This window comes from Kitasatospora sp. NPDC002551 (genome assembly GCF_040296005.1).
Classification (GTDB): domain Bacteria; phylum Actinomycetota; class Actinomycetes; order Streptomycetales; family Streptomycetaceae; genus Kitasatospora.
On the sequence record NZ_JBEOWI010000053.1, the window covers coordinates 1 to 18,616 of the forward strand.

15 protein-coding genes are annotated in these 18,616 nt (G+C 74.7%); 4 read left to right on the forward strand and 11 right to left on the reverse strand.

Features of this window, described 5'->3' with window-relative positions; all coding sequences use genetic code 11:
• Positions 1-403: 403 nt before the first annotated feature.
• Positions 404-1,408, reverse strand: coding sequence for a stage II sporulation protein M (locus ABT093_RS32285; protein WP_350570421.1), 1,005 nt, complete (start codon positions 1,406-1,408; stop codon positions 404-406).
• Between the two features lie 219 nt (positions 1,409-1,627).
• Here ABT093_RS32285 and ABT093_RS32290 point away from each other — a divergent pair, with 219 nt between their 5' ends.
• Positions 1,628-2,542 (forward strand): RDD family protein, encoded by a 915-nt coding sequence (locus tag ABT093_RS32290; RefSeq protein WP_350570422.1) that lies wholly within the window; start codon positions 1,628-1,630, stop codon positions 2,540-2,542.
• 31 nt (positions 2,543-2,573) lie between these two features.
• On the opposite strand, the gene ABT093_RS32295 is transcribed toward ABT093_RS32290, so the two are convergent.
• A complete protein-coding gene (locus ABT093_RS32295) occupies positions 2,574-3,227 on the reverse strand; it encodes a hypothetical protein (protein WP_350570424.1) in 654 nt (217 codons plus the stop codon).
• A gap of 135 nt (positions 3,228-3,362) precedes the next feature.
• Here ABT093_RS32295 and ABT093_RS32300 point away from each other — a divergent pair, with 135 nt between their 5' ends.
• Positions 3,363-3,926, forward strand: coding sequence for a SigE family RNA polymerase sigma factor (locus tag ABT093_RS32300; protein ID WP_350570426.1), 564 nt, complete (start codon positions 3,363-3,365; stop codon positions 3,924-3,926).
• Entirely contained in the window at positions 3,923-5,044 is a 1,122-nt protein-coding gene (locus ABT093_RS32305) for a hypothetical protein (RefSeq protein WP_350570428.1), read from the forward strand. Before ABT093_RS32300 ends, ABT093_RS32305 begins: the two co-directional genes overlap by 4 nt.
• 86 nt (positions 5,045-5,130) lie before the next feature.
• Here the strand turns inward: ABT093_RS32305 and ahcY are convergent, their stop codons facing one another.
• From ahcY to ABT093_RS32335, 6 genes are all read right to left on the reverse strand, one after another.
• On the reverse strand, positions 5,131-6,579 hold the full coding sequence (ahcY, locus tag ABT093_RS32310) for an adenosylhomocysteinase (RefSeq protein WP_350570429.1): 1,449 nt from the start codon (positions 6,577-6,579) through the stop codon (positions 5,131-5,133).
• Positions 6,580-6,916: 337 nt separating this feature from the next.
• Positions 6,917-7,894 (reverse strand): cation diffusion facilitator family transporter, encoded by a 978-nt coding sequence (locus ABT093_RS32315; RefSeq protein WP_350570430.1) that lies wholly within the window; start codon positions 7,892-7,894, stop codon positions 6,917-6,919.
• 105 nt (positions 7,895-7,999) lie between these two features.
• On the reverse strand, positions 8,000-9,325 hold the full coding sequence (locus ABT093_RS32320; RefSeq protein ID WP_350570432.1) for an SIS domain-containing protein: 1,326 nt from the start codon (positions 9,323-9,325) through the stop codon (positions 8,000-8,002).
• 97 nt (positions 9,326-9,422) lie between these two features.
• Positions 9,423-9,605, reverse strand: a complete 183-nt coding sequence (locus tag ABT093_RS32325) for a Trm112 family protein (protein ID WP_344321698.1) — start codon at positions 9,603-9,605, stop codon at positions 9,423-9,425.
• A gap of 101 nt (positions 9,606-9,706) precedes the next feature.
• The gene (locus tag ABT093_RS32330; RefSeq protein ID WP_350570434.1) at positions 9,707-11,089 is read right to left on the reverse strand and encodes a phosphomannomutase/phosphoglucomutase; all 1,383 of its coding nucleotides are present in this window, start codon (positions 11,087-11,089) and stop codon (positions 9,707-9,709) included.
• Positions 11,090-11,317: 228 nt separating this feature from the next.
• Positions 11,318-11,683 (reverse strand): DUF3499 domain-containing protein, encoded by a 366-nt coding sequence (locus ABT093_RS32335; protein ID WP_280686050.1) that lies wholly within the window; start codon positions 11,681-11,683, stop codon positions 11,318-11,320.
• A 164-nt stretch (positions 11,684-11,847) separates the two neighbouring features.
• On the opposite strand from ABT093_RS32335, the gene ABT093_RS32340 reads away from it, so the two are divergent.
• Positions 11,848-12,300 (forward strand): metallopeptidase family protein, encoded by a 453-nt coding sequence (locus ABT093_RS32340; RefSeq protein WP_350570436.1) that lies wholly within the window; start codon positions 11,848-11,850, stop codon positions 12,298-12,300.
• Positions 12,301-12,370: 70 nt separating this feature from the next.
• Here the strand turns inward: ABT093_RS32340 and ABT093_RS32345 are convergent, their stop codons facing one another.
• The 3 genes from ABT093_RS32345 to ABT093_RS32355 form a co-directional block, all read right to left on the reverse strand.
• Positions 12,371-14,047: a DUF5719 family protein gene (locus tag ABT093_RS32345; RefSeq protein WP_350570438.1), complete on the reverse strand. Its 1,677-nt coding sequence runs from the start codon at positions 14,045-14,047 to the stop codon at positions 12,371-12,373.
• Positions 14,048-14,053: 6 nt separating this feature from the next.
• Positions 14,054-18,001 (reverse strand): glycosyltransferase, encoded by a 3,948-nt coding sequence (locus ABT093_RS32350; RefSeq protein ID WP_350570440.1) that lies wholly within the window; start codon positions 17,999-18,001, stop codon positions 14,054-14,056.
• A 168-nt stretch (positions 18,002-18,169) separates the two neighbouring features.
• Positions 18,170-18,439 carry a WhiB family transcriptional regulator gene (locus tag ABT093_RS32355; RefSeq protein ID WP_030310813.1) on the reverse strand — a complete coding sequence of 90 codons (270 nt, stop codon included), beginning with the start codon at positions 18,437-18,439 and terminating at the stop codon, positions 18,170-18,172.
• Positions 18,440-18,616: the final 177 nt, after the last annotated feature.

The window sequence follows — 18,616 nt, forward strand, 5'->3', positions numbered from 1 at the left end:
GCTGTTGAGTTCTCAAGGAACGGACGCTTCCATCAGGCGGCTTTCACACCGGCCCTCCGGGCGCTTCGTTCTTTCGTGTTTCCAGCTTATCAGATCCTCGCGGCCGGTTTGACCGGCTTTCGTTTCTCTGAATTCCCGCTGGAGGGATTTCCTTCGACTTCGCTCCGAAGCTTATCAAAGCTTTCGGTGTGCTCAGTTCCGGGATTTACCTTGTCGGAGAGGGCGTGCATTCGATGAAGCACACTCGCCTCGACTCGGCGGTGTCGTAGACACTAACGCCTGAGCCCAGCTGCTGTCCAGCCGGTCCCAACCGTTCAAACCTACTAGCCCACCCTTACCACGTCAATGGTTTAGCCGGGATGCGAGAAGAGTAGCAGGTCAGGGGCCTGTTGATCACATCGGCTCAGGCCGCGACCGGCTGCAGGTCCGCCCGGTCGGCCGCGTCCATGTCGCCGGTTTCGCCGGCCGCGGCGGCCTTTCGGCCCAACACCAGCGCGTAGAGCAGGAACGCGACCTCGGCGAGCGCGCCGATCGTGATGCGGGCCCAGGTCGGCAGACCGGACGGGGTCACGAACGCCTCCAGGACGCCCGACAGCGCCAGCACCGTGGCCAGACCGATTCCCATGCCGATGATCGAGCGCCCCTGTTCGGCGAGCGCGGTGGCGCGGGGCCGCGGGCCGGGATCGATGATCGTCCAGCCGAGGCGCAGTCCCAGGCCGCCGGCAACGAAGACGGCGGTCAGCTCCAGCAGCCCGTGCGGGATGAGCAGCCCGAGGAAGACGTCGAGCCGGCCGGCGGACGCCATCAGCCCGACGCCGAGGCCGAGGTTGAGGACGTTGCTCCACAGCACCCACAGCACCGGCAGGCCGAGCACCACCCCGTAGAGCAGGCACTGCACGGCGATCCAGGCGTTGTTCGTCCAGACCTGGGCGGCGAAGGAACTCGCCGGGCGGTCGGAGTAGTAGGTCTCGTACGCGCCGCCCGGCCTCGTCATCTCGCGGAGCTCGTCGGGCGCGGCCAGGCTGTTGCGGACCTCGGGGTGGCCAGCCACCCACCAGGCGACCAGCGCGGTGGCGAGCAGCGAGAGCACCGCCACCGGGATCCACCAGCGGCGCGAGCGGTAGAGCGCGGCGGGGAAGCTCACCGTGTAGTAGCGCGCGACGTCCCGCCAGCCACTGGTCCGGCTGCCGGTGACCGCGTCACGGGCGCGCGAGACCAGACTGGTGAGCCGGCCTTCGAGGGTCGGATCGGGCGCGGCGGCCTGGACCTTGGCCAGATGCCCGGTGGCGCGCTGGTACAGGGCGACGAGTTCGTCGGCCTCCTCGCCGGTCGGGCGCCGCTTCCTGGCGAGGGCGTCCAGCCGGGCCCACTCCCCCTGGTGGGTGGCGACGAAGACGTCCAGGTCCATGCGGCGGCTCCATGATCGGCGCGGGGCGCGAGGTCGGGCGGTGCGGACAGGTGGGCCCAGCATGCCAGGGCCGGGCGGCGAAGCGGCCGCCGGGACCTCCCTTCCCGGCGGGCTCCGCGGCCCCGTATGTTGACGGCAGCAGATCACGGGATCGTGGGGGCCGATCCACCGGATTCCCCGCCCACGAACCGCGTACCTCCACGGGAACGGACGGGTGTCTTGAGCGACCTGGTGACGGGCGAGGCGGTCGTCCTCGGCCTGCGCGCGGCGAAGCTTCCGAGCCGGGGGCTCGCGATCGCACTGGACCTCACCGTGCAGATCGCCGGGCTGCTGGCCACGACCCTGGTACTGAGCCTGACTCTGGTGGACCTGGACGGCGCGGCGGTCGCCGCGGTGGAGATCGGGCTGACCGTCTTCTTCCTGGTGGCGCTGCCGGTCATGATCGAGACCCTGACCCGGGGGCGTTCGCTGGGGAAGGCCGCGCTCGGGCTCCGGGTGGTGCGCAGCGACGGCGGGCCGGTGCGGTTCCGGCACGCGCTGGTGCGCGGGCTGGTCGGCTTCCTGGAGATCATCGTCCTGTTCGGCGTGCCGGCCGTGGTCTGCTCGGTGGTGTCCTCGGACGGCAAGCGGCTGGGCGACGTCTTCGCGGGGACGCTGGTCGTCCGCGAGCGGGTGCCCGGCGGGGGCGGTGCGGCGATCGCGCTGCCGCCGGTGAACCCGCAGCTGCTCCAGGCGATCGGCGGCGAACTGGTCGCGCTGGACCTCTCGGCCGTGCCGGAGCCGCTCTGGCTGGCCGTCCGGCAGTTCCTCGGGCGGATCGGCGAGCTGGACCAGGCCGTCGCGCACCAGATGTCCGCCCGGCTCGCGGACGACCTGGTGGCCCGCACCGGCCACCCGGTGCCGTACGGGGTGCACCCGGCGGCGTACCTGGGCGCGGTGCTGACCGAGCGGCAGCGGCGCGAGTGGAGCCGGGCGCAGGGCTACGCGTTCCAGCATGCCCAGCAGCAGGCCCAGGCGCAGGCCCAGCAGCAGAGCTGGGCGCCCGCCCCGCCGAGCACCCCGGCCGCCCCGGCCGCTCCCCCGGCTCCGCCGACGCCCCCGGCCTCCGGCGGCGGCTTCGCCCCGCCCGCCTGAGCCCGCCCGCCCGAGCCCGCCCCGGCGCCCGTCAGCCGCCGAGGCCCTCGCCGTAGCCGAACTCGGCAGGCCAGGGGTTCGGCGGTGACTCCAGTTCCTCCAGCTCGACCCCGCCCGCCGCCAGCACCACGTCCCCCGCCAGGTGCACCACCTGCTGCTCGCCCGTCTCCAGGTCCGCGACCTGATAGCGCTCGACGACCAGCGGCCCCTCGTCCGTCGCGTGCGTGTCGACCCCCTCCAGCAGCCAGCCCTGGTCGAAGGTGCGCGGCGCGAGCACCGGCTCGGTGAACGCGACCAGCCGCACCCGCGCGCTCGCCCCCTCCCGCAGCCGCAGCAGCCGCGCGGTGGCGACCAGGAAACCGGGCGAGCGCCCGGTGAAGCCGTGGGCCCGGTCGTGCCCCTCCGCCGCCTGCTCGCCGGCCGGGTCAGCCGCGTCGGCCCGCACCCAGGCCACCCCGTCGACGGCGCCGCCGCGCACCTGCCAGCCGCCGGCCCGCAGCTCCATCCGCAGCGGCCGGGCGCGCGAGTCCAGGGTGAGGTCCACGGTGCCGAGGACGCGGCCGTCCGGCGCGTACGTCTTGGAGACGTACCGCCAGCCGACCGGGCCGGGCGCGCAGCTGAACCGCTCCTCGCCGAGCAGGACGTGGTCGTGGGTGTCGTGGAGCGAGTACCGGCCGTTGGGCATGCCCGAAAGCCTACGTCCGCGCCGCGCCGGGCCGTCCCGTCGAGATCGAGAAGCCATGCAACCTCCCGCGCGCGGGACGCATCAGGGAGGTGGACGCCGCGCCCGCGGCGCCACCGAGAGGGGGAGCGTTCATCCATGGCGAATCAGAACCGCGACGCCGAGTTCACGGAGTTCGTCGCGGCTCGGGCGCCGTGGCTCCGCAAGGTGGCCTACCTGCTCTGCGGCGACTGGCACCGCGCGGACGACCTCGTCCAGGAGGCCGTCACCAAGCTGTACGTCCGCTGGGGCCGGCTCTCCGGGGTGGAGAACATGGACGGCTACGCCCGGACCGTCCTGCTCAACACCTTCCTGGCCGAGCAGCGCTCCCCGTGGTGGCGGTGGACCGCCCGCCGCGGCACCGAGACGGTTCCGGAGAAGGCCGTCGCCGCGCTGGACGTGGACGCCTCGGTCGACCTCCGCCGGGCGCTGGCCGCGCTGCCGCCCCGGCAACGGGCCACCGTGGTCCTCCGCTACTACTGCGACCTGACGGTCGAGCAGACCGCCGCCGCGCTGGAGTGCTCCACGGGCAACGTCAAGAGCCAGTCCTCCAGGGGCCTCGACGCGCTGCGCCGGTCCCTCGACCAGTGGCAGGTCCGGGAGGAGTTCCGCGAGCTGCGCGAGCTCCGCATCCCGGTCCCGGCAGAAGGAGCCGCGTCATGACCGACCGCACCCACGACTCCGCCCCCGTCACCGACCGGGAGGAGCACCACCTGGTCGCCGGGCTCACCGCGCTCGCCGACTCCCCCGCGCCCGCGAGTCGGCTGGACACCGGGTGGGCGATCCGCGCCGGCCGTTCCCGGCTGCGCCGCCGCCGGGCCGGGGTGCTCGGCGCGGTGGCGGCGGTGGTCCTCGGCGCCTCGGTGGTCGCCGCCGCCCTGCCGTTCGGGGACCCTCGCCCGCCGGACGCCGCCGCCACGGGCCTCGCCGGCGCGGAGCCCGCCCTCCCCCGCTTCGGGCCCGACACCGGCCGCACCCCGATGGTGGTGGACACGACGTTCGGCTGGCTGCCCACCGGCTTCGACCAGTACGCGTACAACTCGGGACCGACCACCGCACCGTGGAAGCTGAGCATCAAAGCCATCGGCGCGCGTGTCAGCCCGGACAACCCGAACCGCAAGCTCATCTTCCTGAGCGTCTACGGCGCCAGTGAGCAGCCGCCGGCCGCGGGGGCGGTGCCGAACGTCGAATGGCACCTGATCGACACCGCGCCGGTGAACGGGCAGCCGGCGTACTGGCGCGGCATCGGGCCGGACACGCCGACCGGCCTGGGCGGCCAGCGCATCCTGGTGTTCCGGCTGCCCGACGGGCGCTGGGCCGAGCTGACCGCGGCCTACATGGACGCCGATCCGGTGGCCGAGCTGCTGTCCAGGATCGCCGCGGGCGTGCGGACCGGCCCGCAGGCCGCGGCCATGCCGTTCACCCTGCGGGACGTGCCCGCGGACGCCGTCCCGGACGGCGGCGCGTTCAACATCGGCGTCGACTCCACCATGGGCTACGCCTGGGAGGCCTCGGTGAGCTACAAGCTGGGGAACGGCTACATCGCGGTCATCGCCCGCCCCGACGCCGAACCCGACCCGGCGTACAAGCGCCGGCCGTTGACCTCCGGCGAGGAGGAGGTCCCGCGCGCCTGCAAGACCGAGCGGGGGCTGCACGTGTGCGCGATGTCCAGCCAGGGCGACGAGCCGTTCGCCGCGGTCGGCGGGCTCCAGGGCTGGCTGGACCGGGTCACGCCGCTCGGCACCGACCCGGCCGGCTGGACCCGCGACGTCGTGCGCTGATCCCGCCCCGGAAACCGCCGGTGGCCGACGCCCTCCACAGGGGAGGGGGCGTCGGCCACCGGGATGTCTCGTCGAGCGTCACCGCATCAGTAGCGGTACTGCTCCGGCTTGTACGGGCCCTCGACCGGAACGCCGATGTAGTCGGCCTGCTCCTGGGTCAGGGTGGTCAGCTTCACGCCCAGCGCGTCGAGGTGCAGGCGGGCGACCTTCTCGTCCAGGTGCTTCGGCAGGACGTAGACACCGATCGGGTACTGCGCGGTCTTCGTGAACAGCTCGATCTGGGCGATCGTCTGGTTGGCGAAGGAGTTGGACATCACGAAGGACGGGTGGCCGGTCGCGTTGCCCAGGTTGAGCAGGCGGCCCTCGGACAGCACGATGATGGTGCGGCCGTCGTCCTTGCGCCACTCGTGGACCTGCGGCTTGACCTCGGTCTTCACGACGCCCGGGAGCTTCGCGAGGCCGGCGATGTCGATCTCGTTGTCGAAGTGGCCGATGTTGCCGACGATGGCCTGGTGCTTCATCCGCGCCATGTGGGAGGCCAGGATGATGTCCTTGTTGCCGGTGGTGGTGATGAAGATGTCGGCGGTCTCGACGACGTCCTCCAGGGTGGCGACCTGGTAGCCGTCCATCGCGGCCTGCAGCGCGCAGATCGGGTCGATCTCGGTGACGATGACCCGGGCGCCCTGGCCGCGCAGCGACTCGGCGCAGCCCTTGCCGACGTCGCCGTAGCCGCAGACGACCGCGACCTTGCCGCCGATCAGGACGTCGGTGGCGCGGTTGATGCCGTCGATCAGCGAGTGGCGGCAGCCGTACTTGTTGTCGAACTTCGACTTGGTGACCGAGTCGTTGACGTTGATCGCCGGGAACAGCAGCTTGCCGTCGCGGTGCATCTCGTACAGGCGGTGGACACCGGTGGTGGTCTCCTCGGTGACGCCCTTGATGGTGGCGGCGACCTCGGTCCACTTGTTCGGGGTCTCGACGAGCGTGCGGTTGAGCAGCTCCAGGATGATGCGGAACTCGTCGTTGTCGGCGGTGGACGGGTCCGGCGCGGCACCGGCCTTCTCGAACTCGACGCCCTTGTGGATCAGCAGGGTGGCGTCACCGCCGTCGTCCAGGATCATGTTCGGGGTCTTGCCGTCCGGCCAGGTCAGCGCCTGCTCGGTGCACCACCAGTACTCGTCCAGGGTCTCGCCCTTCCAGGCGAAGACCGGCACGCCCTGCGGGTTCTCCGGGGTGCCCTCCGGGCCGACGGCGATGGCCGCGGCGGCGTGGTCCTGGGTGGAGAAGATGTTGCAGGAGCACCAGCGGACCTCGGCGCCGAGGGCGGTGAGGGTCTCGATGAGGACGGCGGTCTGCACGGTCATGTGCAGCGAGCCGGTGATCCGGGCGCCGGCCAGCGGCTTCGACTCGGCGTACTCGGCGCGGATCGCCATCAGGCCGGGCATCTCGTGCTCGGCGAGCTGGATCTCCTTGCGGCCGAACGGGGCCAGGGAAAGGTCGGCGACCTTGAAGTCACCGGTGATGTCGGTCGACATGCGTCTGCTCCTCGCTGACGGGGGTGGGGCGTGTCCGAGGTCCTGAGGTGCGTCACAACACGGCGGGCCGCACGGGTGTGCGGCGACGCCAGGGCGCCCGGCCCGCGGCACGGTCGAACCGGCGCGGCACGGATGCCCTGTTGCTCGGCACAAACCGTCGGAGGACCTCTCTCCCTCGACCGGCGCGCACCCCCGCGGGGGCGGGCCGCCGATCGACCGCCATCAGCAGCGACGTTCTGGCTCTGGGGACGAATCTACACCGACGGCCCCGGACGGCGGCCCGCTACGGCCTTTTTCGGCCTCCCGCCCGGCCTCCCGCCCGGGGCGCCCGCGCACCTCAGTGCGCGCCGCCGGGGACCGGCCCGCCGGGCGTCGCGTACGGGTCGTCGCCCGCCGCCTCCTTCTCGGCGCTGTAGATGTCCGGCTCCAGGTAGATCGCCCGTGCGATCGGCACCGCCCGCCGCACCCGGGCCTCGGCGGCGTCGATGGCCTCGGCGACCTCGGCGGCCGTCGAGTCGGCCGGGACGGCGATCTTGGCAGCGACCAGCAGCTCCTCGGGGCCGAGGTGCAGGGTGCGCATGTGGATGACCCGGTCGACCGAGTCGTGGTCGACCAGCGCGTCACGGATCCGGCCCACCACCTCGGGGTGGGCCGACTCGCCGAGCAGCAGCGACCTGGTCTCGATCGCCAGCACGAACGCGATGGCGATCAGCAGCAGGCCGATGCAGAGCGTGCCGATGCCGTCCCAGACGCCGTCCCCGGTGATCACGGTCAGGCCCACGCCGAACAGCGCCAGCACCAGGCCGATCAGCGCTCCGGTGTCCTCCAGCAGCACGACCGGCAGCTCGGGTGCCTTGGCCCGGCGGATGTACGACGTCCAGCCGTGCGTCCCCTTGTCTTTGGCGGCCTCGCGGAACGCGGTGAAGAAGGACCAGCTCTCCAGTGCGATGGCGAACACCAGCACGCCCACCGGCCAGTACCAGTTGTCCAGCTCGTGCGGGTGGGCGATCTTCTCGTAGCCCTCGTAGACCGCGAACATGCCACCGACGCTGAACAGCACGATCGACACCAGGAACGCGTAGATGTACCGCTCGCGCCCGTAGCCGAACGGGTGCTCGGGGGTGGCGGCCCGCTGCGCCCGCTTGCCGCCGACCAGCAGCAGCACCTGGTTGCCCGAGTCGGCCAGCGAGTGGACGCCCTCGGCGAGCATCGAGGAGGAGCCGGAGAACGCGAAGGCCACGAATTTGCTCACCGCGATGCCCAGGTTCGCGGTCAGCGCCGCGACCAGCGCCTTGGTACCGCCTTCGGTGCTCATGCCCGGAAGGTCCCTCCGTCGGGGGCCGTCCGCGCGGCCCGTGCCGGACGCCCGGTCTGCCGGTCGTCGTCGACCGCATACGGTACCGGGCCGCCCGGCGTCGGCTCAGGACTGCGCGACGGCGAGGCCCAGGTAGACGGCGGCGAAGTCGGTGAGCGCCACCAGGTCGGCCAGCGCGTGCAGCGGGTCGGAGCGGTGGCTGGCGTACTCGGTGAGCCGGACGTCGTGGGCGGTGGCGAGCCGGTACGCCCGGGCGGCGCCGAAGCTGCGCGGGCCCGCGTCGTCGGCCGGCACCTCGGTGGGACCGCCGTCCGCCTCCCCCGGCGTGTCGAACCCGGACGACCCCGAGGCCCCGGCGCCGGACGCTCCGGCGCCCTCGCCCTCGCCCTCGCCCTCCGGAACGTGCCGCAGCAGCAGCACCTGGAGGTGCAGCGGATCCGGCTCCTCGACCCGGTCGCGGAAGAAGTCGTCGGGGTCGGCGCCCGCGCCCAGCTGGCCGGTGAACATGCCGCGGTGCGCGGTGAGCGCCTGCGGCAGCAGGCCCGCCAGGGCGGGGCGGCCGGCCCGGTCGGCGAGCTGGCCGGCGAACCGGACGGCCGCGGCACCGGCCACCGGGCCCTCGGCCCAGAGCAGCGGGACGGTCCCGGCCAGCCGGGCGGCCAGCCCCTTGGCCGGGTTGGTGTACGCGGCGGCGTCCGGCCGGCAGCGGACGGCGGTGGCGTCCAGCAGGTCGGCGGTGAGCGGCAGCGCGTCGTAGGCCAGCTGGGTGACGCCGAGCTTCTGGGTGAGCGCGAGCAGCGGCGCGAGGTGGGCCCAGAGCGCGGCCGGGTCCTCGGCGGGCAGGTCCGGCTCGGCGCCGCGGCCGGCCGCGGGGCCGGGGCCACCGGGCTCGGCGGCCTCGACGGCGGACGGCACGAAGGGCAGCGGCAGCGCCCGTACCTGCAGCGCGGCCTCGGCGAGCGGGCTGCCCTCGGGCGCGGTGACGACGATCGCGCAGCCGCGCGCGTAGGCCTGCTCGGCGAGCGCGACCAGGCCCCGCTCGCCGCCGCCGGCGGAGCTGATCACCAGCAGGTCGAGCGGGCCCGCCCAGCCGGGCAGCTGCCAGGCCAGGCCTGCGGTGAAGACGGCCGGGGCGGTGGCCCGGTCGGGGCGCGGGACGGGCGCGGCATCGGTGGGCGGCAGCGGGACTACCAGGCTCGCGGTGCCGGCCAGGGCGGCCAGCATCTCCCCGGCGGTCAGCGCGCTGCCGTGCCCGGCGACCAGAACGGCGCGCGGGCGGCCGTCGGGGCGCAGCCGGTCCAGGCCGGCGGCGTCGGCGAGCCGCAGGGCGGTGCGGACCCGGGCGCCGGAGCCGGCGAGGGCGAGCAGCGCGCGGTCGTGGTCGGCGCGCTGGAGGGCGGCCGGGTCGTCGAGCAGGGTGTCGTCGAGCATGCGGCGGGCCTCCGGCTGGCTGGGCGCTGAGGACGGCGGACGCGGGGCGGCCGGCCCCGGGCGGTACCCGGTCGGGGCGAAGCCGCCCCGTCCAGGATCAGGCCGGGCGGCGGGCCTCGTCCACCAGCAGGACCGGAATGCCGTCGCGCACCGGGTAGACCAGACCGCAGCCCTCGCCGGTGCAGACCAGCTCGGGCTGCTCCTCGGTTCCGCCCTCGGTGAGCGCGGCCCGGCACTGCGGGCAGACCAGGATCTCCAGCAGGAAGGATTCGAGCTTCATGGCGTTCGGTCTCCGGTCTCGGTGCGGGGGTTGCGGCGGGACGGCACGGCGGTGCCCCGGCCGAGAGGAAACCCTACCGGCCGGGGCACCGGGGCCGTACGTCAGGCGCGGACGACGGCCAGCACGCCGTCGCGCAGTTCGGCCATCCTCGCCGGGTCCTTGGCCTCGACGTTCAGGCGCAGCAGCGGCTCGGTGTTGGAGGCGCGCAGGTTGAACCACCAGTCCGGCCCGGCCACGGTGAGGCCGTCCAGCTCGTCGACGGTGGTGCCCTCGACGGCGAAGGCGGCGCGGACGGCGGCGGTGCGGTCGGCCTGGTCGGCGACGGTGCTGTTGATCTCGCCGGAGGCCGCGTACCGGTCGTACTCGGCGGTGAGCGCGGAGAGGGTGCCCGGCTGCCCTCCGAGGGCGGCCAGCACGTGCAGCGCGGCGAGCATGCCGGTGTCGGCACGCCAGAAGTCGCGGAAGTAGTAGTGCGCGGAGTGCTCGCCGCCGAAGACGGCGTCGGTGACGGCCATCTCCTGCTTGATGAAGGAGTGGCCGACGCGGGTGCGCACGGGGTTGCCGCCGAGCTCGCGGACCACCTCGGGGACGGTCCAGGAGGTGATCAGGTTGTGGATGACGGTCGGCTCGGCCTCGCCGGCGGCCTTGGCGCGGGCGATCTCGCGGGCGGCGACCAGCGCGGTGATGGCCGACGGGGAGACCGGCTCGCCGCGCTCGTCGACGACGAAGCAGCGGTCGGCGTCACCGTCGAAGGCGAGGCCGAGGTCGGCGCCGACCTCGCGGACCCCGGCCTGCAGGTCGACCAGGTTCTTCGGGTCGAGCGGGTTGGCCTCGTGGTTGGGGAAGGTGCCGTCCAGCTCGAAGTACATCGGGACGAGCTCGATCGGCAGGCCGTCGAAGACGGTGGGCACGGTGTGGCCGCCCATGCCGTTGCCGGCGTCGACGACGACCTTGAGCGGGCGGATGGCGGTGAGGTCGACCAGGCCGAGCAGGTGGTCGGCGTAGCCGCGCAGGGTCTCCCGCTCGGAGAGGGTGCCGGGCTTCACGTCGCGCGCCGGGACGGTGACGGTGTCGTCCTCGCCGGTCCAGGACTCGACCAGCTCGCGGATCTCGGCGAGGCCGGTGTCCTGGCCGACCGGGGCGGCGCCGGCCCGGCAGAGCTTGATGCCGTTGTACTGGGCCGGGTTGTGGCTGGCGGTGAACATCGCGCCGGGCAGGTCGAACGCGCCGCTGGCGTAGTACAGCTGGTCGGTCGAGCAGAGGCCGATCTGCACGACGTCGGCGCCGTAGCCGGCCGCGCCCTCGGCGAAGGCCAGGCTCAGCGACGGGGAGGAGGGGCGCATGTCGTGGCCGACCACGATCGCGGTCGCGCCGGTGACCTGGACGAACGCGGCGCCGAAGGCCCGGGCGAGGCTCTCGTCCCACTGGTCCGGGACGACGCCCCGTACGTCGTACGCCTTCACGAGCTGCTTGAGGTCGCGCACTGCGGCTCCACCCTGGTTCTTGTCTGGTCGGCGAACGCGCCGGCGGCCTGGCCGGCGGGCTGGTCGCCCCGTGGTCACATACGTCCGGGCACGGCGGCGGCCGGTTCCCGGTAGGGGGGCAGCGTACCCGGGCGGGCGGAACGGTTCGTGCGGGGGCGGGACCGGTGGCGCGGCCACGGGCGGGGCGGGCACGCGCGGGGCGCGGACGGGAGCGGGCCCGGCGGCGGGTCAGTTGTCGGGCGAGCGGAGCACCCGGAGGTGACCGCGTCGGCCGCCCTCGGTGGACTCTCCCTCGGGGGCCCGGCCCTGACGGGGGGTCTGCGGGCGGGCGGCCTCGCGGACGGCGTTGGCCAGCGCCTCCAGGTCGTCGCTGCTGCGGCGCAGCGGTCCGGCCTCGGCGGCGAGCCGGACCACCTCCCAGCCGCGCGGAGCGGTGAGGCGCTCGGCGTGCTCGGCGCACAGGTCGTAGCAGTGCGGCTCGGCGTAGGTGGCGAGCGGCCCGAGGACGGCGGTGGAGTCCGCGTAGACGTACGTCAGCGTCGCGACGGCCGGACGGCCGCACGCGGTCCGCGAACAACGACGTACAGAGCTCACGAGGGTGGACGGTACAGCACTCCCCGCCGGGGAGCGAAGACCGCCTGTCCGGAGGGTGTGCCGTGTCGTCGTGCGCGCGCCGTCGCGGTGCTCCGCTCGCCCCGGGCGAACAGGTGCGGGGGTGGTCCACTTCCGGGCGTCCAAGGACTACTCTCGGCAGTGATATGGACAGCTCCGCACCGCAGTCATCGACGGGTCCCTCGCGCCGCCCGCGGCACCGTGACCGGCACGGCCGGGGCCTGCGCGGCCCGCTGGCGCCGCCGCAGGTCCCGATCTCGCTCACCCGCTCCGAGTTGTTCGACGACTACGTCCGCGAGTCGGTGGAACGGCTGGAGCGGCGCTGGCCGCAGCTGATCGAGGTGGAGTTCGCCGTCCAGGAGGTGCCGCTGCACGAGCCGGACGGCACCGATCCGGACGGCGGGGTGCCCCTGGGCCGGGTCTCGCCGGGCCGCAAGGGCCGCAAGAGCCAGATCGTGGTGTACCGGCGGCCGGTGGAGATCCGGGCGAAGTCGCGGGAGGACCGCGCGGCGCTGGTGCACGAGATCCTGATCGAGCAGGTGGCGGAGCTGCTGGGGCTCTCCCCCGACGCCATCGACCCACGGTACGACGAGGACTGAGCCGGGAACGGCGCCGGAACGCCGGAGGGGCCGCACCCGTGCCCGGGTGCGGCCCCTCCTCGGTCGGTGCTCAGCGCAGGACCACGCCCGGGTCCTGGGAGGCCTGCGGGACCCTGACGCTGGAGCGGTCGTCGCGCAGCGCCTGGACCGTGAACATCGGCACGTCCTTGGTGGTGATCGCGAGCATCCGGGCGGCCGCGACCGGGCCGCCGGAGACGGTCTCCACGGTCAGCGCGTAGCTGCCGTTCAGTCCGGCCGGCTCGGGCGCCGGGAGGGCGACGGTGCCGCCGGCCGGCAGCTGCACCTCCTGGGTGGCGGGGGTGCCGCCGCCGGTGCCGGCCGAGGCGGTGACCTTGACGGTGGCGGCCTCGCCGGTGGAGGTGAGGAAGAGCGTGGACGCGCCGCCGCCCCGGTTGTCGGCGACGGTGGCGCGGGCGCCGACCGGCACGGTGCCGGCCAGCCAGGCGGCGTCGGACTTGCCGTTGGCCGCGCGGTCGATCCGCAGGCCGGCCACCACCGGGGTGGGGTGCTTGTCGTCGCTGGGCGACACCCGCAGGCCGGCGACCTCGTCGCGGGTCACCTTGCCGAGGTCGACGGCGGCCACCATGCCGGCCTTGACGTGGATGGACTCGTTGCCGGCCGGGGTGAACCAGCCGTTCTTGCCGGAGAGCTCGATCTTCAGGTCGGCGTCGTCCTCCGGCGGGGCCCAGACGACCAGGCGGGCGGCCGCGGTGTCGGCGGGCAGGCCGGGCATCACCTGGACGGGCGCCGGGTCGGCGGAGGCGGGCACCCAGTCGGCGCCCTTGTTGCCGTCGGCGGCGTGCAGGGCGGCGCCGACCCGGCCGGTGCGGGCGACCACGTGCACGGCGAGATCGGCGACCTGGCCCTTGCTGAGGGTGGGCAGCAGCACCGACTGCGAGCTGCCGGGGGCGATGGTGATGCCGTTGGCGGCGTCGTTCTCGATCAGGCCCTTGTCGCCGTAGAGCTTGAGGTCGACCACGGCGGCGCTGGCCTCCGTGTTGACCAGGCTGATGTAGTCGTTGCGGCCCTCGGCGGTGGAGGCGCCGACGAACCAGAAACCGGTGCCGGACGGCGTGCAGGTGATCCCGGACAGGCCGAGGCCGCGCTGTTCGGTGACGGTGGTGGTCTGGGTGACGGTGAAGCCGGGGGCGAGCGCGCCGGTGGCGACGGCCCCGGTGCCGGGCGCGGTGTCGCCGTTGGCGGCGGGGGCGGACACCGGGGTGCCGGGCTTGGCCAGGGTGAGCCGGGCGTCGGAGGGCGCGGTGTCCTTGTCGGCGGCGGGCGCCGCGGTGGGAGCCGCGGGCGCGCCGCCGGTGGCGGCCGGCGCGGCGCTCGGGGCCGCGGTGGCCGGCGCGGCGGCGGGCGCGGCCGCGTCGGAGAGCCAGCCGACCCCGCTGGCGCCCTCGCCGGCGCCCGGCGGGGTGTACGCGGTGAGGGTGGTGGAGCCGGTGAGGCCCTGGATCGGCTGCGGGCAGACCGCGGTGCTGCGCTCGACCTGCGCCGTGGTGGCGGTGGCCCGGTCGGTGGCGGCCGGGGTGGCCGGCGGGCGGAGCTCGGCGATGCCGAACACCGCCGCGAGCACCACGGCCGCGGCCAGCAGCGACTGGGTGGTCTTCGCCGCGCCGGAGCCCCGCGGGGCGGGGGCGCCGTCGCCGGCCCCGGCGGGCGCGGCCGCGGGGGCGGTCTCCGGGGCGGTGGACTTCTTCCTGAAGGCGGGCTTCTTCATCGCGGGTCAGCTCCCCGATCCGTGGTGCGGGTACCGGCCCGGGCCGTGCGGGGCGTTCGGGTCGTGCGGCTCGTTGGGGTCCGGCTGGTCGTAGTAGGGCTCGCCCTGCTGCTGGCCGGGCACCCAGGGCTGCTGGCCGGGCTGGGCGGCCTGCTGGCCGGGCTGCTGGTAGGGGTCGTAGCCGTACTGCTGCTCCGCCGGGTACGCCGGGTAGCCCTGCTGCTGGTAGCCGTCCTGACCGCCGTAGCCCTGGCCGCCGTACGGCGCGCCGACCGGCTGCTGGGCGGCGTAGGGGTCGTAGCTGTACGGGTCGGCCTGCTGGTACGTCTGGTACGGGTCGGCGTACGGCTCGGCCTCCTGCGCGGCGGCGGCCGCCTGGACCGCCCCGGCCACCGGCTCGGCGGCCGACTGCGCCGGGATCGCGCCCGGCCGGCCCTCGTACACCCCGGCGTCCGGCTCGTCGGTGTCCGGGACCGGGCCCTCGGCGCCCTCGCCGCGCTCGGCCATCCGGCGGGCCCGGCGGCTGCCGGGGGCCGGGGCCTGCGCCTGGGCGGCGGCGGCCAGCGCGGCGGCCTCGACCACGTCCTCGGGCAGGTCGTCGTCGTTGTGGTTGCGCCGGCCGGGCAGGGCCAGCACCAGGACGGTCAGGCCGAGCAGCAGCTGGGCCCAGATCCAGCCGGTGTGCAGCAGGCCGCCCTCCCGGGTGACGGCCAGCTTGCCGCCGCCCGCCGGGAGCTTGAAGCCCTGTGCCCAGCCGTCGACGGTGACCGGCTCCAGGGCGGTGCCGTCCAGGGTGGCCTTCCACTCCGGGGCGGCGGACTCGGCCAGCCGCAGCACCCGGCCCTCGGGGCCGGCCGGCACGGTGGTGTCGAGGTCGCGCTCGCCGGCCGGGACGACCACGGGGACGGCGCCCGGGGCGGTGATCAGCGCGCGGGTGGCCGGGGTCCCGTCGACCTGCCAGAGCGCGGCGCCGCCGTCCTGGTTGGCCTTGACCAGGCCGGGGGTGGTGTCCAGGACGTCCTTGAAGGTGCCGATCAGCGGCTGGTCGACCAGCACGTAGGCGATGCCGTAGCGGGAGAGCGCGCCCGCCTGGTCGGCGCCGGAGCCGGCCAGCAGGCTGCCGACCGTCTTGTCCAGGCCGGCCGTGGTGCCGGTGGCGGGGTCGACGGTGGACTCGGCCTGGCCGAGCGTCAGGCCGGCGCCGCGGACCACGGTGTAGCCGACCGAGCCGCCCTTCGGGTCGCCGGTGACGACGAGGGTGCGGGAGCGGTCGGTGGTGCCGGCCTGCTCGGCGATGAACGCGGGCACCTGAGCGCCGCGGCCGCGGTGCAGCGGACCGTCGGCGCCGGTGACGGCCCACCAGAGGCCGGTGCCCAGCGGGGCGAGCACGGCGGCCGCCACCACCAGGGCGGCGACCGGCTGGCGCCAGCCGAAGGCGATGCCGGCCACGCGGGCGTTGGCGCCGTCGGCGCCGATCGCGGCGGCGGCCAGCAGGGCGACGCCGGCCAGCAGGGTGGCGGGGCCGGACCACGCGGGGACGGCCGGGCCGCCGGAGGCCGGGGTGACCGAGGTGCCGGCCACCGCGACGGCGAACAGCAGTCCGGCACCGGCGGCGCCCCAGGCGGCGAGCACCGCGCGGCGGCGGTCGGCGCGCAGCAGGGCGGCCAGCGCGGCGAGCACCACGCCGGCGGAGAGCCAGACCGGCGGCACCCCGGCGCCGCCCGGGTTGACCAGGAGCAGCCCGGTGGCGGTGGGCCCGGCGCCGTGCAGGCCGGGCAGGCCCGCCTCCAGCAGCAGCAGCTGCGGGTCCGCGAGCACCTGGAGCGACCACGGCGCCAGCACGCCGACCGGCACCGCGAGGATCACCAGGACGCGCAGGCCGAGCAGGCGCAGCGCGGTGACGCCGGAGCCGAAGGCGCCGCCGCGGACCACCGCGATGACCAGCATGGCCAGGCAGAGCGGGACGGCCAGCGCCCAGACCAGCGGCACGAAGGCGGTGGCCAGGGTGAGCAGCAGGACGGTCATCCAGGCGGAGCGCCAGCCGGGGCGGGCGCCCTTGGCGGCGCTCTCGTCCCGGATGCCGAGGCCGGCGGTGATCGCGGCGGCGCGGGCCAGCGGCGGCAGCAGCACGGCCAGCACGGCGGTGCCGATCCGGCCCTGGGCGAGCGCGCCGGTGGCGGCGGGCAGCAGCGCGTAGGTGGCGCTGGCCCAGGCGCGGACCAGCTTGGAGTCGATCAGCGGCCGGGAGACCAGGTAGGCGCTGACGGCGGAGAGCGGGACGGTGAGGACGACCAGCAGGGTGACCGCGAGGTCGGCGTGGTCGAACAGCATCCAGGAGAGGATCGACAGCACCGCGAGGTAGGGCGGGGCGGCGGCGGTGGAGCCGGTGCCGACGGGGTGCCAGGCGTCGGCGTACATCGACCAGAGCCCGGCCGCGCCGTCGGTGGCGGGCAGCAGGGCGCCGCCGAACAGGGCGTCGGCGCCGAACAGGCCGCGGCAGGCGACCAGGGCGAACACCAGCAGGGCGGCGAACAGCACCGGTGCGGGGCGCCGGGCGAGCTTCTTGACCAGCGCGAACTGCTCGACGACCAGGTCCTCGGCGTCCTCGTCGCCGCCGGCCTCGGCGGTGCCGTGGCGGCCGGAGCCGGCGTCGTCGCCGCCCCCTATGCCGAGCGAGCCGATGGCTCCCTCGACGGCCAGCCGGGCGGTGGCGCCGGGCGCGGGGAAGAGCGTGCGGTCGTCCAGGGCGTCGGCGGAGCGGCTGCGGGAGCGGCGTTTGCGGGCGGCCATCAGCCGGGGCAGCCGGACGAGTTCGTGGCCGAGGCCGGCGAGTTCGTCGAAGGCCTGCTTGGGGTCCTTGCCGAGCAGGTTGGCGACCACCCGCAGCAGGGTGCCGAGCACCAGCCGCAGCAGGACGTAGGGGAACAGCGCGCCCTTGGAGTTGGCGAGCAGGGTGTAGACGGCGCCGGCCTTGTCCACCCGGTGCGGGTGGGCGGGGCCGCAGTCGATGGCGCGGCGCTCGCGGCTGGCGGCCTCGGCGTGCCGCAGCACGGCGTCCGGGGCGACCACGACGCGGTGGCCGGCGGCGTTGACCCGCCAGCAGAAGTCGGTGTCGTCGCGCATCAGCGGCAGCGCCTTGTCGAAGCCGCCGAGCTCCTCGAAGACGTCGCGGCGCACCAGCATGCCGGCGGTGGAGACGGCGAGCACCGGGCGGACCTGGTCGTGCTGGCCCTGGTCCTGCTCGCGCCGGTCGAGACCGGTCCAGCGGCGGCCGGAGCGGGCGATGCTGACGCCGACCTCCAGCAGCTGCCGGCGGTCGTACCAGCTGCGCAGCTTGGGGCCGACGACGGCGGCGCTGGGGGTGGAGTCGGCGACCTGGAGCAGCCGGCGCAGCGCGTCGGTCTGCGGCTCGCAGTCGTCGTGCAGCAGCCAGAGCCACTCGACGGGCCGGGTCTCCCGGGGGCCGCCGCGGCCGAGGTCGTCCTCCTCGCCGAGCGGGTCGCCGAAGTCGTCCCAGCCGCCGGTGACCGGGTCGTAGCCGGAGGGGTCGAGCCGGTAGGGCAGGTCCTCGGGGCGCAGCGGGGGGCTGTTGAAGACGGCCTCGCCGACGGCGGTGCCGAAGCCGGCCCGGCGGCCGAGGACGATCGGGCCGCTCTCCGGGAGCCAGTCGGCGAGGGTCTCGGCGAGCAGGCGCGGGGACTCGTCGGTGGAGCCGGTGTCGACGGCGAGGACGCGCTGGACCTGGCGGTCCTGGCCGAGCAGGCCGGCGAGGGCCCGGGGCAGCCAGCGGGCGCCGTCGTGCGAGACGATCACGGCGGTGACCAGGTGGCGGGCGTAGGCGGGCGGCCTGCTGGAGGAGAAGCCGCTCTGGTGGCTGTAGACGGTCATCGAGTGCGCGGGCCCCAGTTCTCGGTGGACACAGCCGGTGAACGGCAACCGGATGGCGCACCACACTAACGGCTCCTGATGGCGGCTCCGTCCACGGCGTCCGTCCTGGCCGCCCGTCCGGGAACGCGAAAGCGCCTCACCACGAGTGGTGAGGCGCTTGGCCGCAGGTCGTCCGTGCGGGCCGGTGCTTCGAGGATCCGGGGTCCGGGGATCCGGGGGACGCGTCCACCCCGGTCAGACCGCGCTCTTCTTGAGCCGGCGGCGCTCGCGCTCGGAGAGGCCGCCCCAGATGCCGAAGCGCTCGTCATTGGCCAGGGCGTACTCCAGGCACTCGGAGCGGACCTCGCAGGCGAGGCAGACCTTCTTGGCCTCGCGCGTGGAGCCGCCCTTCTCGGGGAAGAAGGACTCCGGGTCGGTCTGGGCGCACAGCGCGCGCTCCTGCCAGCCGAGTTCCTCTTCCTCCTCGATGCCGTCACCGATCAACAGCTCAAAGAGCTCGCTCATGTGGCGCGCCTCCTCTGCCCCTATTGGCGTCCCCGTGGTTGCCGTTGCCTCGTGCGGCCGACGACACGAGTGAAATTACAGTTGCGTCACTCTGGCCCAGTCAAGCCGAGCTCTGGTATTGGGGCCAGGATTCACTCCCCGGCACCAAGCCGTTACGAATAGTGTACATAACCGGAC